General features: G+C 62.0%; 26 protein-coding genes and 1 tRNA gene. 3 read left to right on the top strand and 24 right to left on the bottom strand.

Features of this window, described 5'->3' with window-relative positions; translation table 11 throughout:
* Nucleotides 1-75: 75 nt before the first annotated feature.
* Nucleotides 76-2,373 carry an accessory Sec system translocase SecA2 gene (gene secA2 / locus KBX18_RS03985; protein ID WP_255994897.1) on the bottom strand — a complete coding sequence of 766 codons (2,298 nt, stop codon included), beginning with the start codon at nucleotides 2,371-2,373 and terminating at the stop codon, nucleotides 76-78.
* A gap of 87 nt (nucleotides 2,374-2,460) precedes the next feature.
* Here secA2 and KBX18_RS03980 point away from each other — a divergent pair.
* A tRNA-Pro gene (locus KBX18_RS03980) sits at nucleotides 2,461-2,534 on the top strand.
* Nucleotides 2,535-2,553: 19 nt separating this feature from the next.
* Here the strand turns inward: KBX18_RS03980 and KBX18_RS03975 are convergent.
* The 3 genes from KBX18_RS03975 to KBX18_RS03965 form a co-directional block, all read right to left on the bottom strand.
* Nucleotides 2,554-3,591 (bottom strand): alcohol dehydrogenase catalytic domain-containing protein, encoded by a 1,038-nt coding sequence (locus KBX18_RS03975; RefSeq protein WP_255994896.1) that lies wholly within the window; start codon nucleotides 3,589-3,591, stop codon nucleotides 2,554-2,556.
* Between the two features lie 240 nt (nucleotides 3,592-3,831).
* Nucleotides 3,832-4,191, bottom strand: coding sequence for a VOC family protein (locus tag KBX18_RS03970; RefSeq protein WP_040423721.1), 360 nt, complete (start codon nucleotides 4,189-4,191; stop codon nucleotides 3,832-3,834).
* Between the two features lie 72 nt (nucleotides 4,192-4,263).
* Nucleotides 4,264-5,154 carry a PHB depolymerase family esterase gene (locus KBX18_RS03965; RefSeq protein WP_005290218.1) on the bottom strand — a complete coding sequence of 297 codons (891 nt, stop codon included), beginning with the start codon at nucleotides 5,152-5,154 and terminating at the stop codon, nucleotides 4,264-4,266.
* Between the two features lie 178 nt (nucleotides 5,155-5,332).
* Here KBX18_RS03965 and KBX18_RS03960 point away from each other — a divergent pair, with 178 nt between their 5' ends.
* Both KBX18_RS03960 and KBX18_RS03955 read left to right on the top strand, forming a co-directional pair.
* Nucleotides 5,333-6,124 (top strand): class I SAM-dependent methyltransferase, encoded by a 792-nt coding sequence (locus KBX18_RS03960; protein ID WP_005290219.1) that lies wholly within the window; start codon nucleotides 5,333-5,335, stop codon nucleotides 6,122-6,124.
* Between the two features lie 171 nt (nucleotides 6,125-6,295).
* The gene (locus KBX18_RS03955) at nucleotides 6,296-7,927 is read left to right on the top strand and encodes an HNH endonuclease signature motif containing protein (RefSeq protein ID WP_255994895.1); all 1,632 of its coding nucleotides are present in this window, start codon (nucleotides 6,296-6,298) and stop codon (nucleotides 7,925-7,927) included.
* A 31-nt stretch (nucleotides 7,928-7,958) separates the two neighbouring features.
* Here KBX18_RS03955 and KBX18_RS03950 read toward each other — a convergent pair whose 3' ends face one another.
* From KBX18_RS03950 to KBX18_RS03855, 20 genes are read right to left on the bottom strand one after another with little or no spacing between them, the layout of a single operon-like run.
* The gene (locus KBX18_RS03950) at nucleotides 7,959-8,768 is read right to left on the bottom strand and encodes a PHB depolymerase family esterase (protein ID WP_083770297.1); all 810 of its coding nucleotides are present in this window, start codon (nucleotides 8,766-8,768) and stop codon (nucleotides 7,959-7,961) included.
* Nucleotides 8,769-8,771: 3 nt separating this feature from the next.
* Nucleotides 8,772-9,500 carry a PHB depolymerase family esterase gene (locus tag KBX18_RS03945; protein WP_005290224.1) on the bottom strand — a complete coding sequence of 243 codons (729 nt, stop codon included), beginning with the start codon at nucleotides 9,498-9,500 and terminating at the stop codon, nucleotides 8,772-8,774.
* Nucleotides 9,501-9,509: 9 nt separating this feature from the next.
* The gene (der, locus tag KBX18_RS03940) at nucleotides 9,510-11,000 is read right to left on the bottom strand and encodes a ribosome biogenesis GTPase Der (protein WP_255994894.1); all 1,491 of its coding nucleotides are present in this window, start codon (nucleotides 10,998-11,000) and stop codon (nucleotides 9,510-9,512) included.
* The gene (cmk, locus tag KBX18_RS03935; protein ID WP_255994893.1) at nucleotides 10,997-11,695 is read right to left on the bottom strand and encodes a (d)CMP kinase; all 699 of its coding nucleotides are present in this window, start codon (nucleotides 11,693-11,695) and stop codon (nucleotides 10,997-10,999) included. Before cmk ends, der begins: the two co-directional genes overlap by 4 nt.
* The gene (locus KBX18_RS03930) at nucleotides 11,695-12,651 is read right to left on the bottom strand and encodes a pseudouridine synthase (RefSeq protein WP_255994892.1); all 957 of its coding nucleotides are present in this window, start codon (nucleotides 12,649-12,651) and stop codon (nucleotides 11,695-11,697) included. The genes cmk and KBX18_RS03930 overlap by 1 nt, the downstream gene beginning before the upstream one ends.
* 31 nt (nucleotides 12,652-12,682) lie before the next feature.
* Nucleotides 12,683-13,222 carry an SMC-Scp complex subunit ScpB gene (locus KBX18_RS03925; RefSeq protein WP_255994958.1) on the bottom strand — a complete coding sequence of 180 codons (540 nt, stop codon included), beginning with the start codon at nucleotides 13,220-13,222 and terminating at the stop codon, nucleotides 12,683-12,685.
* A 26-nt stretch (nucleotides 13,223-13,248) separates the two neighbouring features.
* Complete coding sequence (locus KBX18_RS03920) at nucleotides 13,249-14,067, bottom strand: ScpA family protein (protein ID WP_255994891.1); 819 nt, start codon at nucleotides 14,065-14,067, stop codon at nucleotides 13,249-13,251.
* Nucleotides 14,064-14,927, bottom strand: a complete 864-nt coding sequence (locus KBX18_RS03915; protein ID WP_255994890.1) for a ParA family protein — start codon at nucleotides 14,925-14,927, stop codon at nucleotides 14,064-14,066. The genes KBX18_RS03920 and KBX18_RS03915 overlap by 4 nt, the downstream gene beginning before the upstream one ends.
* A gap of 34 nt (nucleotides 14,928-14,961) precedes the next feature.
* Nucleotides 14,962-15,858, bottom strand: a complete 897-nt coding sequence (xerD, locus tag KBX18_RS03910) for a site-specific tyrosine recombinase XerD (RefSeq protein ID WP_255994888.1) — start codon at nucleotides 15,856-15,858, stop codon at nucleotides 14,962-14,964.
* Nucleotides 15,855-16,505, bottom strand: a complete 651-nt coding sequence (locus tag KBX18_RS03905) for an NUDIX hydrolase (protein ID WP_255994887.1) — start codon at nucleotides 16,503-16,505, stop codon at nucleotides 15,855-15,857. The genes xerD and KBX18_RS03905 overlap by 4 nt, the downstream gene beginning before the upstream one ends.
* Nucleotides 16,505-17,455 (bottom strand): copper transporter, encoded by a 951-nt coding sequence (locus tag KBX18_RS03900; RefSeq protein ID WP_255994886.1) that lies wholly within the window; start codon nucleotides 17,453-17,455, stop codon nucleotides 16,505-16,507. The genes KBX18_RS03905 and KBX18_RS03900 overlap by 1 nt, the downstream gene beginning before the upstream one ends.
* Before the next feature lie 20 nt (nucleotides 17,456-17,475).
* Nucleotides 17,476-18,696: a putative cytokinetic ring protein SteA gene (gene steA / locus KBX18_RS03895; RefSeq protein WP_255994885.1), complete on the bottom strand. Its 1,221-nt coding sequence runs from the start codon at nucleotides 18,694-18,696 to the stop codon at nucleotides 17,476-17,478.
* Nucleotides 18,697-18,733: 37 nt separating this feature from the next.
* On the bottom strand, nucleotides 18,734-20,488 hold the full coding sequence (gene recN / locus KBX18_RS03890; RefSeq protein WP_255994884.1) for a DNA repair protein RecN: 1,755 nt from the start codon (nucleotides 20,486-20,488) through the stop codon (nucleotides 18,734-18,736).
* Nucleotides 20,488-21,447: an NAD kinase gene (locus tag KBX18_RS03885; RefSeq protein ID WP_005290249.1), complete on the bottom strand. Its 960-nt coding sequence runs from the start codon at nucleotides 21,445-21,447 to the stop codon at nucleotides 20,488-20,490. The genes recN and KBX18_RS03885 overlap by 1 nt, the downstream gene beginning before the upstream one ends.
* Complete coding sequence (locus KBX18_RS03880; protein ID WP_005290252.1) at nucleotides 21,447-22,280, bottom strand: TlyA family RNA methyltransferase; 834 nt, start codon at nucleotides 22,278-22,280, stop codon at nucleotides 21,447-21,449. Before KBX18_RS03880 ends, KBX18_RS03885 begins: the two co-directional genes overlap by 1 nt.
* A complete protein-coding gene (locus KBX18_RS03875) occupies nucleotides 22,280-22,414 on the bottom strand; it encodes a hypothetical protein (RefSeq protein WP_255994883.1) in 135 nt (44 codons plus the stop codon). Before KBX18_RS03875 ends, KBX18_RS03880 begins: the two co-directional genes overlap by 1 nt.
* Nucleotides 22,415-22,416: 2 nt before the next feature.
* Nucleotides 22,417-23,436, bottom strand: coding sequence for an HAD-IIA family hydrolase (locus tag KBX18_RS03870; protein WP_005290257.1), 1,020 nt, complete (start codon nucleotides 23,434-23,436; stop codon nucleotides 22,417-22,419).
* A 3-nt stretch (nucleotides 23,437-23,439) separates the two neighbouring features.
* Nucleotides 23,440-24,243, bottom strand: a complete 804-nt coding sequence (locus KBX18_RS03865) for a tetratricopeptide repeat protein (protein ID WP_005290259.1) — start codon at nucleotides 24,241-24,243, stop codon at nucleotides 23,440-23,442.
* Between the two features lie 12 nt (nucleotides 24,244-24,255).
* On the bottom strand, nucleotides 24,256-25,521 hold the full coding sequence (gene tyrS, locus KBX18_RS03860) for a tyrosine--tRNA ligase (RefSeq protein ID WP_255994882.1): 1,266 nt from the start codon (nucleotides 25,519-25,521) through the stop codon (nucleotides 24,256-24,258).
* Nucleotides 25,522-25,534: 13 nt separating this feature from the next.
* Nucleotides 25,535-25,735 carry a Trm112 family protein gene (locus tag KBX18_RS03855; protein ID WP_005290262.1) on the bottom strand — a complete coding sequence of 67 codons (201 nt, stop codon included), beginning with the start codon at nucleotides 25,733-25,735 and terminating at the stop codon, nucleotides 25,535-25,537.
* Nucleotides 25,736-25,764 lie beyond the last annotated feature (29 nt).

Here is a 25,764-nt window from a genome sequence, read left to right as displayed (position 1 = left end):
GTTATTCAACTTCACGCCCATCATACCGACAACTTCGTCGACCGCGCTGCGATCGTGGGCGGTTCGCGCTCTAACCTACCGGAACATGCTGGCTATCCCAGAGATGACCGAATTTCCTCCCCCGGCGAGCGGGTTGTCGGACACCATGTAGGTCCACGTTGCGCTCGGGCGCTTCCAGCCGGTGTTAGCGAGGTGGGCGCCGCGGTCGTCGATAAGCACCTGCTCAAAGGTGTCAACGGCACGATCGACAGCGCGTTGTGCCAGCTCCTTGAACTCCCGCACGGCAATTCGGTGATACTCGGTCAGCGGGGTTTCGCGCGCGATGGCCCGCAGGTGGATGGACTCGCGGACGTCGTCCATATGGGCCAGATGCTCGGACCATTCGTCGTCGAGGTGGAAAAGCATGATCTCGCGCGCGGCCTGTTCACGCACATGCTTATCGACGCCCGCAGCCTCAACCTCCGCAGCCTTTTCCGGCGCACGCTGCGACAGTTCGACCCATGCACGGTCGGTGTCCAAGAGGATGGCGCGGCGCTCGTCGATAATAGCCCTGTGATCTGCAAGAAGCTGGTTGTACTTCCACGTCTGCGCGTGGATTTCTAGCAGTTGGCCCTCAGTGACACGCTGGCAGTGGGCCACGAAGTCGTGAATGCGTTTTGCGTCCACCCGGCCATCGGCATCGGGCTGCGCAGTGATCTTCTCGTCCGCTCCACCCGCGGCTACGATGTCATCTTCGAGGGACACGAAGAACAAACTCAAGCCAGGATCGCCCTGGCGTCCCGCGCGGCCACGGAGCTGATTGTCCAGGCGCGCTGTGCGGTGTCGGGCCGTACCGATGACCGCTAGTCCACCGAGTTCCGCAACGGCGTCGTGGTCGGCCTCGTCAGCGCCGCCCAGGCGAATGTCGGTACCTCGTCCGGCCATCTGCGTCGACACCGTGACGCGGCCCAGATCGCCCGCTTCTGCCACGATGCGCGCCTCCTCCGCATCGTTCTTGGCGTTGAGCACGTTGACCTCGATGCCGCGTTGCATCAAAGCGTCAGCAAGAGCCTCAGACTCAGCCACGTCGTGCGTGCCGACGAGCACTGGCTGCCCCGTTTCATGAAGGTGGGCAATCTCCGCGACGATGGCTTTGAACTTCTCATCCATGGTGGCGTAAACGCGATCCTGCTCGTCGAAACGCTGGAGGGGTTTAGCCCGCTCGATGACCGAGACGCGCAGATCGTAGAACTGGCGCAGTTGATCCGTCGCCTCCACCGCAGTACCCGTCATCCCGCACACGAGCGGGTAACGGCGCATCAGTGCCTGGAGCGTGATGGAGTCGAGGATGCGGCCGCCCTCACTGACATCGAGTCCTTCCTTCGCTTCGACAGCCGCCTGCAAACCGTCGGGCCAGCGTTGGAGCTCAGCGACGCGACCACGGGAGGCATCCACTAGGTCGATCTTGCCGTCCTGAACGATGTAGTGGACATCGCGGATGAGCAGCGCTTTCGCGTGCAATGCGAGGTTGACGCGCACGAGAATCGTGCCGATGTTCCCATCCGAATACAGCGAGTCAATACCGAGAGACTTCTCCAGCTTGGCGGCGCCGTCGTCGGTCAGGAACACATTGCGGCGATCCGCATCGATCGTGTAGTCGATCCCCTCCCTCAAATGGGAAACAGCCTCCGTGATCTGCCCGGTAGCCTGCTCCCCTGGCTTGGAACCGGCGAGGACGAGCGGGACTAAGGCTTCGTCGACAAGCACGCTGTCTGCTTCGTCGACAAGCGCAACGTCAGCCCGCGCCTGAACAGTCTGGCCGCGACTCGTGATTTGGTTGTCGCGCAGGTGGTCAAATCCGATTTCCGCAACTGGCGCGTAGACTACGTCCGCCCTGTACGATTCAACCCGGTCTTCGCGCTCGCTCGATTCGGTGACAAAGCCCACCGTGAGCCCGAAGAATTCGACGAGCGGGCGCATCCACTCCGCGTCACGCTGCGCGAGGTAGTTGTTCACGGTGATGACGTGCACACGCTTGCCAGTGAGTGCGAAACCCGTGGCAGCCATCGCACCCACGAGCGTCTTGCCTTCACCGGTGGCCATCTGAATCACGTCGCCTTCGAGCAGACGCAGTACCGCTTGATTCTGCACGTTGAACGGCGTTATCCCCAACGTGCGGGTTGAGGCCACAGAAAGAATGGCGAGAAACTCTGGCTTCTTCTGAATCTGCCCGTCCACAACGGTTGCCCGGATCTCCTTGGCAAGCTCCGCATCACTGCGCCCCTCGTACGCAGGAATGAGTTCGTGCGCGGAAGCGACAATGCCCTTCGACTTCTTGTCGTTGCGCTCAGACGTCGAGCCCATCGCTTTCCAGAACCAGTCAAACTTACCCATAGTGCGACTCTACGTGACCTGCTGATTACTGATTAAACTGACCGTGCTGTAATCTATCGAAGTTCCCCAAGAATGCTTCGGGAGCAACGGGCTGTGGCGCAGTTTGGCAGCGCACTACACTGGGGGTGTAGGGGTCGCAGGTTCAAATCCTGTCAGCCCGACAATTCTTTTCACGGGTTCTTACGGCTTGAGGACGACCTTGATGCAGCCGTCCTCCTTCTTCTGGAACTTCTCGTACATGGCAGGGGCGTCGTCAAGCGGCGCGGTGTGCGTTTTCAGGTCAAGCACGCCGAGGGGGTCGGACGGGTCGTCGACCAGCGGGAGGATGTCATCGGTCCAGTTGCGCACGTTGCACTGGCCCATCCGCATCTGGATCTGCTTGTCAAAGAGCGTCATCATCGGCATCGGGTCCTTCATCCCGCCGTAGACGCCGCTGACTGGAGAACCGTGGGCTTCGATGCCGAAGGCGTCGACGACGGAGTCGGGCCCGCGGCCGTCGCAAAGCTCTTGCAGCTTCTCGACGACATCCTCGCCGTCCTCGATGACCTCGATCCCGTGCCGGGCCGCCATGGCGCGCCGCTCCGCGACGGGGTCGACTCCGATGACGCGGTAGCCGAAGTGCGCACCGATACGGGTAGCCATCTGCCCGATCGGGCCGAGGCCGAGCACAGCGAGGGTGCCGCCGTCAGGGACGCCTGCGTACTTGACGCCCTGCCAGGCGGTCGGCAGAACGTCAGAAAGGAAGAGGTAGCGCTCGTCCTCGCCGACGCTGGGGACCTTGATGGGGCCGTAGTCGGCGTGCGGGACGCGCAGGTACTCGGCCTGGCCGCCGGGCAGCGAGCCGTAGAGGCGCGAGTAACCGAACAGGGTAGCTCCCTTGTCGTACTCCTTCACCTGCGTGGTCTCACACTGAGACTGAAAGCCGCGCTCGCACATGAAGCAGTGACCGCAGGAGACGGTGAAGGGGACCAGGACGCGGTCGCCGGGTTTGAGGTTGGTCACAGCACTGCCGACCTCCTCGACAATGCCCATCGGCTCGTGCCCGATCACGTCGCCCTTGTCCATGAAGGGTCCAAGGACCTCGTAGAGGTGGAGGTCAGAGCCGCAGATGGCGGTGGAGGTGACGCGGATGATGGCGTCGGTGGGTTCGATGATCTTGGGGTCGGGGACGTCCTCGACACTCACGGTGCGTTTCCCTTGCCAGGTCAGTGCTTTCATGGGGAACCTTTCCATGGTTAGGGTGTGGCCGAGCGTAATCCCGACTTCTTTGAGTGCGCAACGTTTTTAGGCAGTGTGAAACTTTCGCCAGTAAAACAAAGGCTATTCGTCGAGTTGCGGTGGCTTTCATCCGGCACGCGAAAATCAGGAGTGGGGTTAGATCGGGCTCACCGCTGAGGGGTCGAAAGATGAGTTGTCCGAGGCCTTTACTCTTTGCAGCTGTTGGCCTCGTCAGCAGACCTAGTCAATAGGCGCGACGCGAATAAGATTCCCGTCGGGGTCTTCGATTACAAACGTCGTGCCGAACACTTCCTCATAGGGCTCGCGGAGGATCGTTACCCCTTTGTTCTTCCACTGTTCGAACGTGGTGGTGACCTCTTCGGCAGGCACGTTCAGGCATACCTCCGAAGTGCGATTCGCTGCACCTTCCAGCGAGTTGGCATTTCCCGACCATAGCGCTAAGAACACCCCCTCACCCAGCGCGAAGGTGACGTAGCGGGGCGTGACAAAGTCGGTCTCAAGACCCAGGAGGTCACTATAGAAAGCGACCGATGCGTCGATGTCCGAGGCGTACACGATGAAAACAAGTTCACGGTTCACTATTTGCTCCTTACTTTCGAGATCGTGGACACCAGGATAGGTAAAAACCCGCCGGAGCAATTGATTGTGCGGTTACTGCGGGTTCGGCCCCACCGCGCCGGTGAAATCCACACCGAAGAAGTCCAGAATCGTCTCTGTTCCGAATCCGTCAGATGGTTGGGTGGCGAAGCTGTCGTCCTGCTTACTGCCCGGCCAGACGTGCCTACCGCCGTCGAGGCGGTAATGGCGCAGCTGCGCATCACAGCCCTCCCACACGAGCTCTTCGCCGGGACGGCGGATCTCTGCGCGGACGGGTTCGGGTTCGCAGTGGTTTCGCCGAGCTGCGTTAGCCATGACGTCTTGAATACTGAGGATGGCCTCGTTGTGGCGCACTCCCCCGTAGTAGTCGATGATGCCGTCTTTGGTGCCGTGCATGTCGATCTGCTTGACCGGGGTTGGCGAACAATCATCGAAGACTTTGTCGTAGAACGCGGCAGACACTGTCGCAATGCCGGTGATCTGATGGGAACGGTGGCACGCGGCATAGGCGGCAAACCCGCCGCCGTTCGACAGGCCGGTGACGAATACTTTGGCGGGATCGATCGAGAACTCCTCGAGCATCTCTTGCCGCACCGCGTCGAAGTACGCCAGATCCTGCTCCCCCGATGTCTTCGCGTAGGGCGCCGGCGCCCATGCGCTGCCCACACCGTTCATGTACACGACCACTGCATGTGCTTTATCTAACTGAGTGAACTGACGCATTGCCTCCGCGTTGTTCGTATACCCATGAAACGCGAAAATCAGTGGTAGATCAGACCGCTCATCGACTTCCGGCGGCACGGTGAGGATGAATTCCCGGTCGAGTCCACCAGCTTTGATCTTCCGGGTTTCAGTGAACGGTTCACCCTCGAAATCGCGCACCGGTTGCACAAGTTCCTCACGAACCTTCTGCGTGACTTCCTCGGCGACGCTGTCGGCGCGCATCGACTCTTTATTGCCATCCCCGCATGCTGCAAGCGCCCCGGCAGAGAGCAGGAAAGAGCAGGTTATCGCTGCTGATCGTGTGAGTTTTCGCACGGTGAAGGTGCATCCTTAGGAATCGTGGCGCTGCTTTCGTGGGCAACCTTAGCAATCAAAGCGTCGACCGGTAAGTTGACACGTAATGGAAGCCAGCCCCACTCCACGCAACTTCAAACCCAGCGCCAAAGATATGCCGGGGTTCCGCGACGCCGCATCGCGACAACACACAGCGAGAGCGTTCGCGTCCGGGGCGCAGCTTTACGACGCCACACGCCCCTCCTACCCCACTACCATCCCCGAGCTCATAAGCACGGCGGGCAGCGTACTCGATCTCGGCGCGGGGACGGGCAAGCTCACAGAGCTGCTGGTGCAGCCTGGCCGCACCATCTACGCAGCTGATCCTTCCAACGACATGCTCAGGGTGTTGCGCTCTCGCATGCCCGAGGTGAAAACTCTCCGAGCAGTCGGTGAAGCACTCCCGCTTACTGACGCCTCCGTTGACGCCATCACTTGTGCCCAAACCTGGCACTGGGTCGACACCGCGGCGGCCAGCGCAGAGGCCCACCGTGTCGTCGCGCCTGGAGGCAAACTGCTCCTGTGTTGGAACACTCTCGACGTGTCGCATCCGTGGGTTCTGCGGCTCTCCCGGATCAGTCACTCGGGGGATGTTCAGAGGGAAGGGTTTTATCCCGACGTCGCTAAGCAATGGGCGCTTTCACGCGAACTGCGCACGAAGTGGTTTGAAGCCGTGACCACGGACGACCTCTTCGCACTCGCACGCACGCGATCGTACTGGCTGCGGGCGAATGAGGCCACGCGCGCGAAGGTCACCGAGAATCTCCGGTGGTACCTCTTTGATCGCCTCGGGTTCGACAAAGGTCAGCCCATTCCCCTCCCCTATCGCACCGACGCGTTCGTGTACGAGCGGCGCTAGCTTAACGACGTCCCGGCCTTTTCGAACGACCTCGCCAGACACTGGGCGATCTGTCCATCGTTCGAACGCGCGTTCTATTTTGGGTTCGGTTTCTGGCTATGTTGGTACATCGGTTTGCAAGAATGTTCCCATAGCTATCCGGACGGAACCGACGACGTCGAGGGGGACACTATGGACACTTGTAGGCAAGCGAAGAAGGGTAAGCGGGCCCCTTTCTTCGTCACCGAAGACCCGGACTGTCCCGCTGCAACTGCCGGAAAGTCCATCCGGCAAGGTCAAGCCGACGCCTTCATGGAATTCGCCGACGCTGAGAACGTGTTGGCGGGATCCCGCGACTACGACCTGGAAGTGACCCGCTTGACGCAACGCAGCGGGTTGCGCAAGGGCGAAGTTGAGAAAGGCATTTACGGTTACCAGTCGCTGCGCCGGCTACCGGGTCTCCGTGCGATCCAAAAAGAGCATTGGCGGTTAGACGTCGACAGACTAGACGCCATCGCAAGAGCAATCGCTGCCCTTGGTTGCGAGGCACCCGCCGAAGCCTACGAAGCCTTCGATGACGTGCTGGTGGACATATTCACCCCCACCCGGACCCGGCAACCGTTGCCCACGAGCAACACGATCAGCTTGCGGTTGAACAAGATGATCGCGGAGTTCGACAACGCAGCCGCATTCGATCCTGAGCGGCGGAAGAAGCGTAAGAAGGGTCCTCCCAGCACGAATGATCTCGACTTCGGCCCTGGCGCTGCGGGCGCTGATACAGCATGGATGACCCTGAACGCTGACAACGCCACTATTGCAGCCATGCGAGCAAGCATTGAGGCGACCGCGCGCGAACTTGGAACCACGCAGGCCAACGCGTTGGTCAAGCTTGCCACCGGTGACGTCACTCCGGCTGCGATGGCGACGATCTACGCCTACGCCCCCAAAAATGCTGACGGTGAGGTCGACCAAGAGGCCGCGGCGTTCATTCCCGGGTTCGGGCACACCGGGCCGAACTCCACAGCCTTGCTGCACCACTTCGCCGCCACCTACGGCACGACCGAGGTGGACCTAGACGTCGCGTCGAAGAAGGTCGTCGCTGGGCACGACGCGCCAGCTGATGTCGCCGCCTACGTCCGCGGCCGGGACGGCACGTGCGTGTACCCGGGTTGCACACGCCCGGCACAGGCTTGCCAGCTCGATCACCGCCAGCCTTACGACGAAGGTGGCATGACCACGGCCGACAATCTGTTCTGCCTATGCCAGCACCACCACAACCTGAAAACCGATCGCCGCGCATTCTATGTCCCCGACCCGGTGACAGGATCAATCGTGTGGCTTCTCGAAGACGGCACCTACTACTGGACCGATCCCAATGGCTTGCTCGCCGCCTACACCACCCCCACAGCGCCCAGGTGGCGGCGCAGTGTTGACGATGTCGAGCGCCTCAGACAGCAAACCGAGCACTTTCTGGCGAAAAGTCACGCAGTTCTCGACGCCTACGAGACCACCGCACAAGCCTACGATCCGCACATTCCGGAGGAGCAAACAGCTGCCTGGGACCTCTACAAACAGTGCAAGGCTGATCTGCAGGACCTCGAGGAAGAATTCGACGAAATCTTCCACTACCACCCGCTCCCGCCAAAGGCCGTGCCAGACGATGAGCTCGTAGTCCCCGACAACCAATTCTTCAACACCTACGACGGCACGGGCCGCGATGCAGACTTCGATCCCGACGACCCGCACAGCTACTGCGACGAGGAGTACGACATCCACGCCTTCTTCCGCCCTGCTGGCTACCCCTTTTCCACAGCAGAAGAATGATGCGCCGCCTTTTCGGCGAAAAGTTGAACAGTTACGGGAGAGCACTCAGACCAAAGAAGGAAAGAATTTCCTCGGTGACGTCCACGCTGTCGGCCCCAGATCCCGCCGGCCACCCATGCCCCATGCCGTCAACGGCAAGGTGCTCGACTCGGCCTGCATCGCCATTGCGTTTGCGGAAGGCCGCCACGACGTCATCGGCGCCGTAAATGCGGTCACTAGTGCCGCGAAGTTCGCCGTCGTAGGGAACCCTGATGTCGGAGGTGCCGTGGATGTTCAGGTAGTCGATAGCTTCACCTGTGGTGAACTGTGCCGGATCTGTGCGCACGGCTGCAGCCACTGTGGCTACGCCCGCATAGCGGTCAGGGTGAGCTGCCGCGGCAGCGGTGGCCAGTCCCCCACCGTTGGAGAACCCCACGAGATAGACCTGTGAATTTTCAGCCGGAAAGGTGGCTTTCACGTCGGCGACGATCGCTTCAATGAATGCGGTTTCGTCCTTCAGTGTGGTGTCGGCATAGGGTGCCGGGGCCCATGCGCCACCAACACCGTCAGGTGCAGCCACGATTGCTGGTGCGTCGTCCAACCCTGTGCCCGTGAGAAAACTCTCACCGGTGCCACCACGCCCGTGAAAAGCAATGATGACCGGTAAAGGCTCGTCCGCATCGTGCGGGGTGGAGACCGTATAGGTCCGCTCCCGTCCTGCGGCGTTGACGGTGCGTTGCGAGACCTCCGCTGGCACCGAGGCACTACTCGTCTCTGGCGGGGAGCTTTCCGGACCAGCGCAGGATGCGAGCAAAACGGCGGCGAAGACGCCTAACGCGGTCGATCGGACTGCGCGTCGCACCGTTTACTCCTGCTCCGCCAACTTCTCGATATCGAAGAAGCCGAGGATCTCATCGGTCACGTCGATGCCCCGGCCCCTGGCCCATATCCCTGAGGGCCATTCGTGGCTCATGCCCTCCACTGGGATGTGCACTGTGCGAGCAGTATCGCCATTTCGGCGTTCAAAGGCGGCGACCACGTCGGGAGCCGGCATGATGGTGCCCAGAACTCCACGGTCTTGGCCCATGTAGGGAACAACGTCGTCCCAGGTGCCGTGAATGTTCAGGTAGTCGATCGGAGTGCCCTGCTCCAGCAGATCCATATCCACACGAATCGCCCCTGAGACGGTCGCGACACCGGCATAGGCTGACGGATCATTCACGGCAAGCACGGCGACAAACCCTCCGCCATTGGAAAACCCGGCCAGATACACCCGCTCCGGGTCGACGGAGTAGGTGGCGATGATGTCGTCACGGATGGCGTGAATTAGTGCGGTGTCTTCCTCGACCGTCGTCACGGCGTAGGGCGCGGGGCTCCACGCCAGACCACGCCCGGTCGGCGCAGCGACAATCGCTTTGGCGGCACCGAGTCCCGTGCCCACGAGGAAGTCATGCCCGTTGTCACCCTTACCGTGAATCGCCAGAATGACCGGTAACTTGTCCCCCTCTAAGGTGACCGGAACAGAGCACTGGTAGGTGTGGTCGACCCCATCGACTGTGACGGTGCGGGTGATACGGCGTGACTGTCCGGTCATGGCGTCTCCTTATTTACGGGGCTTGCGTTCACGCACGCGGACGGCAATGCGCACCGGGGTGCCGTGATAGCCGAATTGTTCACGGAACTTTCGCTCGAGGTATCGGCGGTACCCGCCGTCGAGGAAGCCAGTGGTGAACAGAACGATGGTCGGCGGGCGCGTAGACACCATGGTGGCGAAGAGCACCTTGGGCAGGCGGTTGTTCTTCATCGGCGGCGGGTTCGCGGCAATCGCGTCCCGCATCCAGTTGTTCAACTGGCCGGTGGAGATGCGCTTATCCCAGTTCTCCAGCGCCGTGGTCATTTCCTTCTCCAGGCGGTGCAGCCCACGGCCCGTCTCCGCAGAAATATTGATCTTGGACACCCACGGCAGGTGGTCGAGCTGCATGTCGAATTCGCGGTCAAAGTAGTACCGGCGGTCCTCGTCCATCAAGTCCCACTTATTGAACGCGATGACCATTGCCTTACCGGCGTCGAGCACCATGCTGATGACGCGTTGGTCCTGCTCGGTGATCTCCTGGGAGGCGTCGATAAGCACAACGCACACTTCGGCGGCGTCGATCGTGCCTCGCGTGCGCAGCGACGCGTAGTACTCGTGCCCTTCGGCGTTCTTGACCTTCTTGCGCAGACCAGCGGTGTCGATGAAACGCCACAGCTTCTGGTTAAGTTGAATGAGTTCGTCGACGGGGTCAACGGTGGTGCCCGCGACATTATCGACGACCGCACGGTCCGACCGCGACAGCTTGTTCAGCAGCGAAGACTTGCCGACGTTCGGCTTTCCGACGAGCGCAACCCTGCGCGGTCCTTCCGTGACCGAGTTCGCCGACTTGGGCTCCTCCGGGAACGACTTGACGATCTCATCGAGAACGTCGGCACCGCCGCGGCCGTGCAACGCCGATACGGGCCACGGGTCACCCAGACCGAGCGAATAGAATTCGGCGACGTCCGCCCACTGGGACTCGGACTCGAATTTGTTGGCCACGAGAATCACGGGAACCTCGGAGCGCTGCAGGTTGTTCGCCATGACAGCGTCCGATTCGGTGACTCCGACATGGGAGTCGACGACCATGACAATGACGTCAGCATCAGCCATTGCCGCTTCGGACTGGTGCGCGATGGAGGCGTGAATGCCCTTCGCGTCCGGATCCCAGCCACCGGTGTCCTGCACCCAGAAGCGCTGTCCGTTCCAGTCCGACAGGTAACTCACGCGGTCACGGGTCACACCAGGGTGATCCTCCACAACAGCTTCACGACGGCCCAAGAACCGGTTGACCAACGTGGACTTGCCCACGTTTGGTCGGCCGACAATAGCCACCGTCGGCAAAGCTTCTTCGAGGTGTCCATCGGCGGTGAGACCGAAAGCTTCCTCTACTTCCGCCCATTCTTCTTCGGTCAGGTCATCGTCAGAAAGATCGGAATCGGACTCCGGCTCACCGTAATCAGCCTCGTCGAAATCACCCTCGAAGAACTCGATCTCGTCTTCATCCTGTGGATGCGTCACTGTGCGCTCCTTTCGATCAGCCCGATCAGGCTGTCCAGCACGTCGTCCTTGCTCATCTCAGAGGTGTCGATGACGGCTGCATCCTCAGCGGGGCGCAGCGGACTCGTCGCGCGGGACGAGTCGAGCTCGTCACGGCGGATCACGTCGGCCAGAACGGTGTCGTAGTCCACGTCGCGGCCGGCTGCGGTGTCCTGGTTGTAGCGCCGTGTGGCTCGTACTTCAGGGGAGGCGGTAAGGAAGGCTTTGGCTGGGGCGTCGATAAGCACGACGGTGCCAATATCGCGGCCTTCAACGATGGCGCGGTGCGCGTCGTGCGCCAACTTGCGCTGCAGCTCAACGAGGTTGACACGCACTTCCGGAATGGCGGACACGGCAGAGACGTTTTGCGTGACCTCACGTTCACGGATCTCGCGGGCGACGTTCTCACCGCCTAGAAGCACCTCGGTGGAATCCGGATCATCGCTGACCTCCAACGGAAGGTCACGCGTGACCTCGATGACGGCATCGGTGTCAGCTGGGTCGACGCCAGCGCGCAAGACGGCGAGCGTAGCCACTCGGTACATCGCGCCGGTATCGACGTACTTCGCATCGAGTTGCTTGGCCAACGTACGGCACGTCGTGGACTTGCCGGTACCGGAAGGGCCATCAACTGCGAGAATAAGGCCCCCGTTGGGCATATTGGAAATCTGGCTCATTACAACTCCACCGCCTTGTACAACGCAGTCAACTCAGAATTGTTCAGCGCGCGCATCGCGCCAGGCTTGAGCTCACCGAGCTGGACGGTGTGAATCTTCGTGCGCACGAGCCGCTGGACCGGATATCCGGCCTCTTTGAGCATGCGGCGCACCACGTGCTTGCGCCCTTCGTGAATGACCAGGCGGATCAGCGACTGGCCCTGGTGCGTATCGACGATCTGAGCGTAGTCAGCCTTGGCCACCCCATCCTCAAGCTCAATGCCCTTCCTGAGCTCGCGCACGAGTGCAGGCTTGGCCTCGCCGAGAACTGTGGCCAGGTAGGTCTTCTCCACGCCGTACTTCGGGTGCATGAGACGGTTGGACAGCTCACCGTCGTTGGTGAGCAGCAGCAAGCCCTCCGTGTCCGCGTCGAGTCGTCCGACGTGGAAAAGGCGCTGGCCCGCCGCCACGCGGTCGGCGACGAAATCACCCACACACGGGCGGCCCAGCTCATCCTCCATGGTCGTGTGCACGCCGCGCGGCTTGTTCAATGCGAAGTACTGCTGGTCCTCATTGACGTTCACGCGCACCCCGTCGACGCGAATAATGTCCACGTTCGGGTCGACGCGCACACCCTGCTGGCGCACAATCTTGCCGTTGACCTCGACGCGACCTTCATCGATCATCACCTCAGAGTGGCGGCGAGATGCCACCCCGGCCTGCGCGAGGACCTTTTGCAGGCGGATACCCTCCCCGCGCTTGTGCGGTGCGGCAGGTTCAGCATCATCGCTGAATGCGTTGCCTTCCGGTGCAACAGGGTCGTCGCGGTAGTCCCACCAGTTGTCTTCGAGCGGGTGGGGTTCCTTCTCGGCGGCTTCGCGGCGCTTGCTCAAGCTCACATTCTGGTGCTTGGCGGGCTTCGCGTTAGAGAGATAAAACTTGTCCGGTGTGCCTTCTCGGCGAGCGGGAGGAGTCATAGTTTCCAAAGCTACCAGTGCGTTAAAGGCATTACCAAGACTCTTCGATCGCATCCACATCGGGCAACAGCGGCGCCAAATCGGGAAGGCGGTCCAACGAGTCGATACCGAGCTGCTCTAGGAAGAGCTCGGTGGTGACGTAGCGGTGAGCTCCCGATGATTCCTCCGGATCCACCTCGGCGATGAGCCCGCGCAACGTCAGGGTGCGCATGACACCATCGACGTTGACACCGCGGATCGCCGCCACCTGCGCGCGGGTGACGGGCTGGCGGTAGGCAACCACCGCGAGAGTCTCCATGGCGGCCCGGGAGATTTTGGTCTGGGTGCCGTCCAGAAGAAAAGCTTCGACGACCTCAGCGTTGGCCGGCCGGGTATAGAGCCGCCACCCCTCCAGCGTCTCGCGCAGATCCATGCCCGATCCACGGTCATTGAGTTCTTGAGCCCACGCTTCAAGCTCTTCCTGAACAGCAGTCACTGGCACTGAGAGCGCGCCAGCTAAATCCTCTGCCGTAGCAGGAGTTTCCACGACCAGGATGATGGACTCGATCTGCGATCTCAGCTGGGAGACCATGGGCAGCTCAGGCGATGAGTTCACGTCTACTCCCAGTTCTGCGCAGCGATGACGGCAGGATCGACGTCCTTACCGGTCCAGGAAATGTCCAACGGACCCAGCGCCTCTTCTTGCTGAGCGTCAATGGCGTGCGCTTTGTAGAGTTCCAGCACGGCGAGGAACCGCCCGACGACTTCCATCGATCGCGTGCAGTCCCGGGTGAGAGCTGCGAAGGTAAGCCATGTGTCCGGTCCCGCAACCTTGAGGGTGTCCAGCAGCTTGCCTGCCTGTTCTGGCACGGAGACAGGCGGGGCGTGGAGGTGGTCGACCCGCACTTCCTCCGGTGGTTTAGGCCGGAAGACTGACGCAGCCAGTTCCGCGAAACTGCCTCCAGTGTGCCCCAGCTGCACCGGCGGCAAGAGGTCGAGGAACTGCTCTTCCATGCCCACCGCGCGGGGGTAGCGGCGGCGAGCTTCGCGTTGCCAGCGCTCAAACTGATCAGCGGCCTTTTGGTAGGCGCGGTACTGCAGCAGGCGTGCGAAGAGAAGGTCGCGGGTCGACAGCAGCTCAAGGTCGTCCTCGTCTTCTTCCCCGCTCTTCGGCAACAGGCGCTGTGCTTTCAGGCTCAGCAGCGTGGAGGCGGTGAGAAGAAACTCTGTGATCTCGTCGAGCTCAGCGGTCTCCCCCAGTTGACGCACATAATCAATGAACTCATCAGTGACCTCGGCCAGAGCAACCTCAGTGACATCGAGTTTACGTGCCCCGATGAGGTTGAGCAGCAGGTCGTACGGGCCCTCGAAGTTGTTGAGAGCGAGGGTGAACCCGGTGATCTCCGGCTGGTAGCCCTCTTGAATGTTCGCGGTCATGTTGTCCGTTCAATGACCTCGAGCGCGAGAGTGCGGTACTGCTCGGCCCCTGAAGAGTTCGGTGCCCAGGTAATGATCGGCTCGCCGGCCACAGATGTCTCGGGGAAACGAACGGTACGCGTGATCACCGTGTCAAAGACGCGGTCGCCGAAGACTTCCACCACGCGATCCATGACCTCGCGGGAGTGCGTTGTGCGGCGGTCGAACATCGTCACCAGAATGCCGACGATGTCCAGGTCGAAGTTGATGCGGTCGCGCACTTTCTCCACAGTATCCGTCAGCAGCGCGAGGCCGCGCAGTGAGAAATACTCGCACTCCATCGGAATGATCACGCCCTGCGAGCAAGCGAGCGCGTTCACGGTGAGCAGGCCGAGAGAGGGTTGGCAGTCAATGATGATGTAGTCGTACTCGCTGCGCACGGGACGCAGTGCGCGGCCGAGAGTCTGCTCGCGCCCGACTTCATTCACCAGCTGAATCTCCGCCGCAGAGAGATCAATGTTCGCCGGGACCATATCTAGACCGGAGACGTTACTGTGCTTGATGGAGGCGTGGATGGAGGATGTGTTGTCCAACATCAAGTCGTAGACGGTGACCTGGTCTTCGTCCTGGGTGACCCCCAGTCCGGCCGAAAGCGCGCCCTGCGGGTCAAGGTCGACGAGGAGGACTTTACGCCCCTGCTCTGCAAGGCAGGCTCCGAGGTTGATGGACGACGTGGTCTTGCCCACACCGCCTTTCTGGTTGACCATGGAGATGATCGTGGCGGGGCCATGCTTGTCCAGCCGCTCGGGCTGCGGCAGCTCGCGGATAGGGCGGCCCGTTAGGCCGATACCCGGGGTATCGAAGAGTCCATCCTCCGTCATGATGGCCATCTTACACAGGTGTCATTTTCCACGTTTAGGATCGGGGGTGCGCCGTGCGCCATACTTCGCGCAAATTCTCCGGGGTGACGTGGGTGTAAATCTGCGTCGTTGTCACAGAAGCGTGCCCGAGTAACTCCTGCACCGTACGCACATCTGCCCCGCCTTCCAGTAGGTGCGTTGCAAACGAGTGGCGCAGAGTGTGCGGAGAAATATGCTTATCGACGCCCGCTCGCCCCGCCGCCTCCTTGATCACCGTCCACGCGCTTTGCCGCGATAGGGCACCGCCGCGCTTATTCAGAAACAGTGCATGGGTCTTGCCCTTCGACAATGCGGGGCGGCCGCGGACAAGGTACGCCTCCACCGCGTCACGGGCAGCGCTGCCGACGGGAACGATGCGCTGCTTATTTCCCTTGCCGGTGACTTTGATGAACGTCCCGTCATCGAGACCGACCACATCGTCAACGACGAGGCCGAGCACCTCGGAAACGCGCGCCCCAGTGGCGTAAAGGACTTCAAGTAGTGCCTTGTCGCGGAGGTCTGCTGGGGTGTCGGTGGGGCATGCGTCGAGAAGCAAGCCCACTTCCTCAATGCTGAGCGTGTCCGGAAGCTTCTCGCCTGTTTTCGGCGGTGACACCCCGGCAGCAACGTCGGCGGCGACGGCGCCTTCCACGGTGGCGAACTTATGCAGCCCGCGCGCAACGACGAGTGCACGACCAGCGGACGACGCCGCCAGTCCCCCACGACGCAGATCCGCTACATAGTCCTCGAGGTCGGACGCGGTCACGCTATTCAGGTCTGTTTTTCCTGCTGATTCCAGCCATGTGACGTAGCGGTCAACGTCGCGCCGGTAGTTGCTCAGCGTGTTGGCCGACAAGCCGCGCTCCACCGCGAGGTGATCGAGCCACAGCTTGCCGAGTGCTTCGGCGCTCACTGCTTCTTCTTCATATCGGGCACAATGCCCTGTTTTTGGCGCCTATCTGCCATGTGGGTCGGTCGGAGAGCGAACGGGACATCGGTGCTGCGCGCTGTTGCACGGCCCGCAACGACCTCAGACGCGGCGAGCACACCAGCGATAGCGATCGAGTTGGTGATGCGCCCGTCCATGACGGAAGCACGGGCATCGTCCAGCGGCACCCACGCGAAGTCCATGTCAGCTTCCTCATCCTCGGCGTCGGGGCGCTCAACGTGGGATAGGCCAGAGGCCAAGAAAATGCGGACGGCTTCCTCGGCGAAACCGGGAGAGGTGACCAGGTCAACGAGCAGCGACCACTCCGCCGCTTCGAGGCCGGCTTCTTCCACCAGCTCGCGCTTAGCGGTGTTCAGCTCGTCCTCGCCTGCGAAGTCGAGAATGCCCGCGGGCAACTCCCACAGCCGCGCGCCGACGGAGTGGCGGTACTGCTCGACCATGGCGATGCGCTGTTGATCGTCGAGCGCGACGACCGCTACCGCCCCGAAGTGCTCGACAATCTCCCGCTTTGCCGTGTTTCCACCGGGCATGGTGACTGTATCGCGGCGCAGGGCGAGAATGGGAGCGTCAACAAGCAGTTCTGAATCCGTGACCGTGAATTCGTGGCGCATTATCCACGCTCCGGGGCTGGTGCCTGGGCATTGTCTGCTGAACCGTACGAACCGGAGCCTCCGTTGATCTGTTCTGCCAGGGCCAGCACGGCCGAGATTCGGCCTGTTTCGGATTCCAGCGAGTCCACGGTGGAGATGTTCTCGTTCGCCTTCGGGTCGTCGCGGACCACCGCGATGGGGCCCTTGTCCTCTGCGGCGCCCCGGCGGCCGGCGAGGACAACAGAATCCCCGCGGGAGTCTAGACCGCGGGCAAGATCTGCAAGGACGGTCGAGGCGAACTCGTTGCCGCCCTCGGCCTCACCGGTGGCAACGATGATGCCTTGAGCCGGGGTGATGGTGCCGTCTTCGTACTCGATGAAGCCCGCCTCGCGCAGAGTCTGCAGAACCATCGCACGATCTTCAACGGTAGCCAGCGGTGCACCCGTGGCCTGATCGAACATGAGCGTCGCGCCAAGGGATTCTCCCGCGTGAATGCCCGGCGCTTGGTTATCCACCGACAGTTGAGCGCCGGCAGGGAGCGTGTTGGCGATGATCGAGCGCAGCTCGTCCGCACCATCCTGGGAGAGGAATTTGTCCGTCAGCGTGATCTGGCCAGCCTTGGTGCCGCCTGCCATTTCAGCAAGCCAGCTCGTGGTGCTCACATCATCGTCGTTCGCGTCCGGAGTGCGGATGATGAGGTACGGGCGACCGGTCAGCGTGCCGTCGACAATGCGTGTCGACGATTGCGCCAGCAGCGCATTCGCCGCGTTCGCTTCACGATTGTCAGCTCGGTCCTTATCCTTTTGCTCGCCTTCAGGGGTCGAAGAACCCCCGATGTTGTTGAAGGAGTTGTTCGCGATCGGCGCCATCGCCGGAGCCACCACGAGAGCACCGAGAGCGATGCCCCCGGCAATGCCCCACGTGACACCGCTGGTGAACCAGCCAGCACCCCCGGAATTCTGTTTCGGCATGTTTGTTTCCCTCCTCTCCTCTAGTTCTTGAACAGGTTCTGAACGGCCAGGGCGAAGTTGTTCCACGAGTCGATGAGGTTGTCCACAAACGTGCCGTTACCCATGACACCGACGATGACGACGATCGTTGCGATAGCCACCAACAGGCCGAGGATTGCCCACGCCCAAGCGACACCGCCACTAGACGACGGGCGGTAGAGGTTCTCAATCACCTGCGAATCGACGAGGCGGTCCCCTGCCTTGAGACAAGCCAGCATGGCAGGTGGCGCAGCGTGGTCCGCACCGGCGAAGATCCTGTCGAGGTCTACTGAGTCGCCGGCCGTGACGATGATCTCTGCGTTATGGTAGACCGCCAAGAGAATCGCGAGATCGGTCGGCGAGTCAGTGGCGGCTGGGAACGTCACGGCACCGACGCCGAGGTCCTGGATGCGCTCGAGACCCGCGGCGTGGCCATCTGGGTCAGCGGGGAGGATCACGCGGGCATCACCGCGCAGGTTGTCGGACGAGATGTCCGCCGGATCACCGACAATGAAGTCGCAGGAGTAGCCGAGGTCGAGAAGCGTGTCAGACGCAGCGCCGACACCGATGACAACGGGCTGGAACTCGCGGATGAAGTGACGCAGATTGGAGATCTTCTCGCGGGTGTCCAGCGTCGGGCTGACCACCAGCACCTTCTTGCCGTCCATCACGTCGCCGAGTTCGGGGACGCCTACGCCGTCGACAAGCAAGGGCGATTCGGTGTGAATGAACTCGGTGGTGTTGCCGAAGTAGGCTTCCATGTGGTCGACGAGTTCGCGCTGCGAGTTGTCGAAGGAGGACTCAACGGCCGCCTGATCGAGCGGCTCGGCCTGAGCGATGACTTTCTTGCCGACGATGATCTCGCCGTCAGCAGTCAACGTCGCCTTCTTGCCGTCGCGGAACGCTTCGCGGGTGGCAGCGCCAGCCCCCTCAAGCAAGCGGATATCGGCGTCGAGCAGCAGCTGCGGCCCGTAGTTCGGGATATTGCCGGACGAGAAGGGGGCAATGTTCACCACTGCGGCGGGGCGCTTTTCCACGAGCAGCTGAGCTTCACGGCGGGACATGTCCGGGGCGTCGACAATCGCGATGTCGCCCTCGGACAGTTTGCGCAGACCCTTGCCCTGTGGGGTGCAGTCGCGCAACGCACCGGTGAGATCAGCACTCTCTGCTGCGCTGGGAGTGCTCGGGGTGCTCGTGGAGGCGGGGTTGAAGATTGAGCTCATAACCCCAGATCTTGCCGTTTCAAGCACTCAAATCGGGTTAGGCGCGCGGGGAAAAGCCCTCCACGTCGGCTTTGGCCTTGTTCAATAGCTCCGCGGCGTGCGCTCGACCGGTCGCGGAATCATCCATACCGGCTAGCATCCGAGCGAGCTCGTCGACGCGGTCATCGTCGCCGAGGAGCTGTACGCCAGAGGTCACCGACTCATCACCCACATTCTTCGACACGTGCAAGTGCGAGTCAGCGTAGGCCGCGACTTGCGGCAAGTGCGTGACGACGATGACCTGATTATTCATTGCCAACCGCGCCAACCTACGCCCAATCTCTACGGCCGCACGGCCACCGACGCCAGCGTCGACCTCGTCAAAGACCAGCGTGGCGCCACTGCGGCGTTCAGACAAAATGACTTCGAGGGCCAACATGACGCGCGAGAGCTCACCACCGGATGCGCTCGATGCCAGCGGCTGTGGTTCCAACGCGTCGTTGGGTGCAAGCCGCAACTCCACGACGTCTGCCCCGTCCCGCGTGAAGTCCTGCGGATCCTTGGCTGAGTCCACGGCGACGACAATGCGCGCTTTCGGCATCGCTAGGCCACGTAGCTCACCCGTGACCGCTTTCTCGAGCGCCTTCGCGGCCTTCTTCCGCGCTGCCGTCAACTTGGATGCCGCAGCTGTCATGGACTTTTCGTGGGACGCCACGGCCTTCTTCAGCTCCTCGATCGCTTCCGCGGACGTATCGATGGACTCTAAACGCTTCGCTGCTTTCGCGCGCCACGCAATGATGCCGGCGGCGTCGGGAGCGTACTTACGGGTCAGCGCCTTGAGCTCTTGCTGGCGCTGGAGAAGGCGGTCGAGCTCTTCCGGGTCGCTGGGAAGGTTGGACAAGTACGCGTTCAGCTCACCGGAGACATCCGAAAGGATCGCGGCGACATCGCCCAGTTGGTTGCCCAGTTCGCGTAGCTGACCGTCGCTCGCCCCAGTCAGCGCGGCGCCAGCTGCACCGACGAGCGATGATGCGGAGGCGTCACCGTCGGCGCTGCCGCCGAAACCGCCGACAGATTCGGCGCCGTCAATGGCCACGACTGCTTCCTCTGCAGCCTCACGCAGTGCGTCGACGTCCTGCAGCCGGTTAATGGTCTCCACTAGCTCGGCGTCTTCCCCCTCCTGGGGGTCGACTTCGTCGATCTCTCCGATGGCGAACTCCAGGCGGTCCACCTCTTGGGCGAGTTCACGGCGCTTCTCCGTGCGCTCTTTCAAGTCTTTGACCGCAGCCCGCCACGCAGAGAAGGATTCCCCATAGGCCTCACGCAGAGGAGCAATTGCTGGATCGAAAGAGTCGAGAGCGCTGAGCTGTTCTGCCGGTGAGAGCAAACGGAGTTGGTCGTTCTGTCCGTGAATGGTGAGCACGTGCGCAGTGAAGTCAGCCAGGGTGGCGGCCGGAACGGTGCGGCCGCCCAGGTGCGCCCGGGAACGACCTGTCGCTTTGACCGAACGGGCGGCTAGGTAGTCGCCGTTCTCATCAAGCTCAGCGCCGGCATCCTCGGCGAGGGTGGCGACGGCGTGGCTGGCGCCGTCGACAAGCCCCTCCGTGCTGAAGGATCCTTGCACGCTCGCATGGTCCGCACCCGTGCGCACCTTCGAAGCGTCGGCGCGACCACCCGTGAGCAAGCGAAGCCCGGTAACCACCATGGTCTTACCAGCACCGGTTTCACCAGTGAGAACGGTCAACCCCGGGGCGAATTCGACATGGGAGTGCGGGATGACGCCCAAGTTGTCAATAGTGAGATCGAGAAGCATTAGCGTCGCGTCACGTTGTCGCCGTACGTCTTGTCTTCTTTCAGCACCGGGCCACGCCAGCCATTGATCGGCAGCTGAAGCTTATGCACGAGGCGGTCGGTGAACGGTGAATCGTCCAGACGCACCAAGCGCACGGGCTTTACACCGCGCACGACGTCAAGGCGGGACCCCGGCGGCATGTCCAGGTGCCGGAAGCCGTCGAGTACAACGTCAGCAGGGGTCGTGGTGATGAGCGACTCGACCGCCACCCTGGAACGCGGCGAGACGACTAGGGGTTTGGTGAACAGCGCGTGGGCGTTGTTCGGCACAACAAGGATCGCGTCGAGCTCCGGCCACAAGATCGGGCCACCTGCGGAGAACGCATAGGCAGTCGAACCCGTGGGCGTGGAAATGAGCACGCCATCGCACCCGAAAGAACTCACCGGACGGAAGTCGACTTCCAGAATCGCGTCCAGCACACCACGGCGGTCGAGGTTTTCCAGGCTTGCCTCATTGAGCGCCCACCCCTGGCCGATCTGGTCGTTGTTGGAGTCGTGCACCGTCACGTCGATCGTCATGCGGTCATCGACGGTGTACTCGCGGTCGATCACGCGCCGGATCGCGGTTTCCAGGCTGTCTTCCTCCCATTCGGCGAGGAAGCCGATGTGGCCCAAATTGATGCCCAAAACGGGGACATCCTGTGCACGGGCCATACCAGCTGCCCGCAGGAAGGTGCCGTCACCGCCGAGCACGAGCACGAGTTCACATCCGGCTGCCGCCTCATCCTTCGGGGCGACCTGCTCGATCTGGCCGAGAACCGGATAGTTGTCCGTGAACGGCAGCTCATCCTCCCCGACAAGACGGACGGTGATGCCCGCCTGCATGAGCAGCTCTGTCGCACGCGCCGCAGAAGCAATGTTGCCCTCGCGCCGGGTGTGCGGGACCAAGAGTACGCAGCGGTCGGTGTCGCTTTGTGTCATTAGTTCTTCGGTCCTTCCTCTACTGCACGCGTGATCATGGCAGTCAGCTCCCCATCATCGGGTGCGCTTTCGCCACCATCGTGAACGAGCCATAGGAAGTATTCTACGTTCCCGCTCGGCCCGGGTAGCGGTGACGCCACCGCACCGCGGCAACTCAACCCCAATGACAGCGCAAAACGGGCGACATCGAGGGTGACTTCTGCGCGCAACTCCGCCGACCGAACCACTCCGCCGCTGCCCAGGCGGTCCTTGCCCACCTCGAACTGCGGCTTGACCATGGGTAGCAGATCCGCACCGTCGGCCATGCATTGTGCGATAGCAGGCAGCACCAGCTCGAGCGAGATGAAAGACAGGTCGCCGACCATCAGCTCCGCTGTTCCATCCATGAATTCAGGGGTGAGATGGCGGATGTTAGTCCGGTCCAGCACCGTGACACGGTCGTCGTCCTGCAGCCGCCAGACCAGCTGGCCATACCCGACGTCAACAGCTACGACCTCGCGGGCACCGCGGCGCAGCAGCACATCGGTGAATCCGCCTGTGGAGGCACCGGCATCCAGCGCGCGCTTTCCTGCAATGGACAGGCCGTGCGGCTCGAATGCCTCAAGGGCACCGAGCAGCTTGTGGGCACCGCGAGACGCCCAATCATCACCGTCGACTTCAGCGACTTTAATGGACACCTCAGGCTCGACAACCGTCGCAGGCTTCGTCGCGGTGAACCCGCCGACCTCGACTCGGCCCGCTTTGATCCACTCGACGGCTTGTTCACGGGACCGCGCGATCTTGCGGCGCACTAACTCCGCGTCAAGGCGACGGCGCCCTGGACCCTGCCCCATTAGGCCTGGTCCTGCAACGCATCGGCGAGGACGGTGTACGCGGCCTCGTACTGGGCTAGTTCGCCGGCGAGGTCCTCTGGTGCTTGAGCCATCGCCGTCTCGAAGCGCTCGGTCAGCTGCTCGGGAGTACTCACTATCACCACCAGCTTTCCACGGCACGGCGCGCAGCAGCTGATGCTGCTTCAACATCGGGCACCTCACCAGCACCAAGGCTCCAGGCCGCCTTCAACACTGTGCGCAGAGCCTGCATGCTTGTCGACGTCTCATCTCCCCCGTCCAGCACAACCACCGATCCCCCAGTGTCGTCGTCCCGTTCCACCGCCGCAGTGAATCCGCCTTGGGCGCATGGGCGCAGCTGGTCGGCTTCCACCGAAGCGTCGACAAGCACAGACATGTCTTCGGCGATGAACGTCGGGCGCTGATCGGCTGGCGCAGAAATGAGTGCGCGTGGGCCGGAGACGCCTGTGAGCACGTGCAACGTGTCCATGCCTGCGGCGACACCACCGGCGATGTCGGTGTCGAGGCGGTCACCGATGACAAGTGGCGCTGTCACACCGAGGTTGTCGCGTGTGAGGGTGAACATGGCAGGGCCGGGTTTGCCCGCAGCCCGCGGGGTGACACCGGTGGCGTTCGTGACTGCCGCGACCATGGACCCGTTGCCCACCATGAACCCGCGGTCCATTGGCAACGTCGAGTCCAGGTTGCTCGCCAGATACGTCGCCCCGGCCTGAATAGCCAGTGCTGCCTCCGACAGGTGCCGCCATCCGTTGTCGGGCGAGTGCCCGTGGAGCACGACGGCCGGTGCGTCGTCAGCGGAGTCCACGACAGTGAAACCAGCCTCACGGACAAGGTCGCGGAATGAGTCAGCACCCACCACGAGCACTGCCGCGCCGGGAGCCGCGTGCTGCTGCGCGAGCTGGACTGCGGCTTGCGCAGATGTCATCACGTCCTTTTCAGTCGCTTTGAGGCCAATGGACTGCAGCTTGCTCGCAACATCACGTGGCGCCTTGGAAGCGTTGTTCGTGATGTATGCAGCGCGGCGCCCAGAGGTAATAGCGGCGTTGATCGCATCGACTGCGCCGGGGATAGAAGCATCGCCGTGCCAGACTGTTCCGTCAAGGTCGAGAAGCAGAGCGTCGTAACCGCTGATAAGCATTGCTTAGCTGAACTCCTTCAGACGCTGCGCGACATCCGTCATCTCTTCGCTATCGACCTTCTTGACGTGCTCGAACCACGTCCGGGCCTCATCAGTCCTGCCAACCTGGGCAAGAGCATCCGCGTAGGCGTAGGAAAGACGGGTGTGGGCGAAGTCCCCCACCTTCTTCTCATCGATGGTGGGATTGAGCTGCTGCAGCGTCGCCAGCGCAGCTTCGTGTTGGCCGAGGTCGTGGCGTGCCCCCGCAACAACAATGGCCAGTTCGACCTGCGACTCAGGATCGAGCTGCTGTGCTTCCTGGCTACGCCCGATCTCGATCGCCTTGTCGGGGCGACCCAGGCCTCGCTCACAGTCAGCCATGACAGCAAGCAGACCGGGGCCACCGCTCATCCGGCGGGCTGCTCGCAACTCAGACAGCGCTTCCTTCCACTCCCCAGCGTGGTACGCAGCAATGCCTGCTGCCTCACGGACGACACCAACGCGACCCGCACGGTTTTTTGCGGCGCGGGCATGCGCCAAGGCCAGCCGGGGATCATCCGCCATCCACGTAGCAGACATGATCATGTGCTTAGCTACTTTGTCAGCGTTGTCCTTCGCCAGCACTCGCAGGTCTTGCAGAACGGACGGGTCAAGGTCAGACGGGTCGATGTCGTCCGGAATGGACGGCTCATTCTCCTTCTGCGCCATGCGCTCCTCGCGGAAGCCCTGGCGGTACGGGTTGGAGCGGTCGTGCCGGACCTTCTTGTCCTCACGTCCGTCCCGGCGCCCCCGGTTGGCATGCGTTCTCGGTTGGCCGTCTTTGCTCATGCCAGTCCTCCTTTAGCCGTGCACCTTCACGCCGGCGAAGTTCTTCTTGCCGCGGCGCAAAACAACCCATGAACCGTGGAGCAGATCTTCCGCGGTAGGTTCCCACTCCTCAGACTCAATACGCTCGTTGTTGGCGTAGGCACCACCTTCCTTGATGGCCCGACGAGCGGCACCCTTCGAGTCCACCAGGCCAGTGCCCACCAGCAGATCAACAATGGTGCGCGGCGCTCCCGCCTCAACCTCGAAGACATCCGTTTCAGAGACAGCAGCGGCGAGAGTTTGCTCATCCAGCTCAGACAGCTCTGCACGGCCGAACAGCGCCTGTGAGGCCAGTTCGACAGCCTTCGTCGCCTCGGGCCCATGAACAAGGTCGGTCATCTCCTGGGCGAGACGCTTCTGGGCTTCACGCTTGAACGGTCGCTCCTCCACCTCGGTTTCCAGTTCGGCGAGCTCATCCTGCCTCAGTAAGGTGAACCAGCGCAGGTAACGGATCACATCGACATCCGCGGTGTTCACAAAGTACTGGTACCAGCGGTACGGGCTGGTCATCTCAGGATCGAGCCAGAGTGACCCGCCACCGGTGGACTTTCCGAACTTCTTGCCCTCCGAATCCGTGACCAGCGGCACGGTCAGTGCATGGACCGATGCGCCGTCGACGCGGCGATTCAGGTCGACGCCCGCGACCAGGTTGCCCCACTGGTCCGACCCGCCGATCTGCAGGATGCAATCATGACGGCGCCGCAGCTGCACGAAGTCGTTCGCCTGCAGCAGCATGTAGGAAAACTCCGTGTAGGAAATGCCGTCACCCTCAAGACGGCGCTTGACCGTCTCGCGCGACAGCATCGTCGACAAAGAGAAGTGCTTGCCGATGTCACGCAGGAACGAGATCACCGACATGTCGTTGGTCCACTCGGCGTTGTTGACCAGCACGGCGGCATTGTCTCCTTCAAAGGACACGAAACGCTGCAGTTGGCCGGTGATTCGCTGCGCCCAATCCTCGACCGTGTCGGTGGTGTTCATAGACCGCTCGCCGACCTCACGTGGGTCACCGATCAAGCCTGTTGCGCCGCCAGCGAGCACGATCGGCCGGTGTCCGGCTTCCTGGAACCTACGCAACATGAGCAGGGGAACCAAGTGGCCGGCGTGCAGGGACGGACCGGTCGGATCGAAGCCCGCGTACAGCGTGATTGGGTTCGCTGTCTGGTCCTTGAGTGCCTCGAGATCCGTGGACTGGTTGACCAATCCACGCCACTGGAGTTCATCAATGATGTTCGCCATAAAGTAGTTCTTTTCAAACCTCGTTGTCTGCGGGGTGCGGCTGAGCTTCGTCGATAAGCAGCACCGGAATACCGTCATCAATGCGGTAGGCAATGCCCATCCGCGGGTTGATCAACAGTTGCTCCTCGTGGTCGTAGTCGAGCGGACCCTTGTCTTGCGGGCACGCTAGGACCTCGAGGAGCTGGGGGTCGAGCGTGAGTTTATCGGCCGTCATAGTGGTCAATCGTACCCCTGCGCATTCTC

This window comes from Corynebacterium sp. CCUG 69979, assembly GCF_024454095.1.
GTDB lineage: Bacteria > Actinomycetota > Actinomycetes > Mycobacteriales > Mycobacteriaceae > Corynebacterium > Corynebacterium genitalium.
The sequence above is the reverse complement of the archived record's forward strand: the minus strand, read 5'-3'. Positions and strand labels throughout refer to the sequence as shown.

Coding starts and splice junctions, on each gene's coding strand:
- KBX18_RS03865 (WP_005290259.1), bottom strand. CDS start 24,243: ATGAGCAAAGACGGCCAACCGAGAACGCATGCCAACCGGGGGCGCCGG.
- KBX18_RS03905 (WP_255994887.1), bottom strand. CDS start 16,505: ATGCGCCACGAATTCACGGTCACGGATTCAGAACTGCTTGTTGACGCT.
- recN (WP_255994884.1), bottom strand. CDS start 20,488: ATGCTTCTCGATCTCACTATTGACAACTTGGGCGTCATCCCGCACTCC.
- KBX18_RS03920 (WP_255994891.1), bottom strand. CDS start 14,067: ATGACCGCGAACATTCAAGAGGGCTACCAGCCGGAGATCACCGGGTTC.
- KBX18_RS03855 (WP_005290262.1), bottom strand. CDS start 25,735: ATGACGGCCGATAAACTCACGCTCGACCCCCAGCTCCTCGAGGTCCTA.
- KBX18_RS03975 (WP_255994896.1), bottom strand. CDS start 3,591: ATGAAAGCACTGACCTGGCAAGGGAAACGCACCGTGAGTGTCGAGGAC.
- KBX18_RS03945 (WP_005290224.1), bottom strand. CDS start 9,500: ATGACCGGACAGTCACGCCGTATCACCCGCACCGTCACAGTCGATGGG.
- KBX18_RS03955 (WP_255994895.1), top strand. CDS start 6,296: ATGGACACTTGTAGGCAAGCGAAGAAGGGTAAGCGGGCCCCTTTCTTC.
- KBX18_RS03870 (WP_005290257.1), bottom strand. CDS start 23,436: ATGCTTATCAGCGGTTACGACGCTCTGCTTCTCGACCTTGACGGAACA.
- KBX18_RS03885 (WP_005290249.1), bottom strand. CDS start 21,447: ATGACACAAAGCGACACCGACCGCTGCGTACTCTTGGTCCCGCACACC.
- KBX18_RS03880 (WP_005290252.1), bottom strand. CDS start 22,280: ATGGGGCAGGGTCCAGGGCGCCGTCGCCTTGACGCGGAGTTAGTGCGC.
- KBX18_RS03960 (WP_005290219.1), top strand. CDS start 5,333: ATGGAAGCCAGCCCCACTCCACGCAACTTCAAACCCAGCGCCAAAGAT.
- KBX18_RS03900 (WP_255994886.1), bottom strand. CDS start 17,455: ATGCCGAAACAGAATTCCGGGGGTGCTGGCTGGTTCACCAGCGGTGTC.
- KBX18_RS03930 (WP_255994892.1), bottom strand. CDS start 12,651: ATGACTCCTCCCGCTCGCCGAGAAGGCACACCGGACAAGTTTTATCTC.
- KBX18_RS03915 (WP_255994890.1), bottom strand. CDS start 14,927: ATGACGGAGGATGGACTCTTCGATACCCCGGGTATCGGCCTAACGGGC.
- secA2 (WP_255994897.1), bottom strand. CDS start 2,373: ATGGGTAAGTTTGACTGGTTCTGGAAAGCGATGGGCTCGACGTCTGAG.
- steA (WP_255994885.1), bottom strand. CDS start 18,696: ATGAGCTCAATCTTCAACCCCGCCTCCACGAGCACCCCGAGCACTCCC.
- KBX18_RS03965 (WP_005290218.1), bottom strand. CDS start 5,154: ATGCGCGCCGACAGCGTCGCCGAGGAAGTCACGCAGAAGGTTCGTGAG.
- tyrS (WP_255994882.1), bottom strand. CDS start 25,521: ATGGCGAACATCATTGATGAACTCCAGTGGCGTGGATTGGTCAACCAG.
- KBX18_RS03925 (WP_255994958.1), bottom strand. CDS start 13,222: ATGGTCTCCCAGCTGAGATCGCAGATCGAGTCCATCATCCTGGTCGTG.
- cmk (WP_255994893.1), bottom strand. CDS start 11,695: ATGAGCCAGATTTCCAATATGCCCAACGGGGGCCTTATTCTCGCAGTT.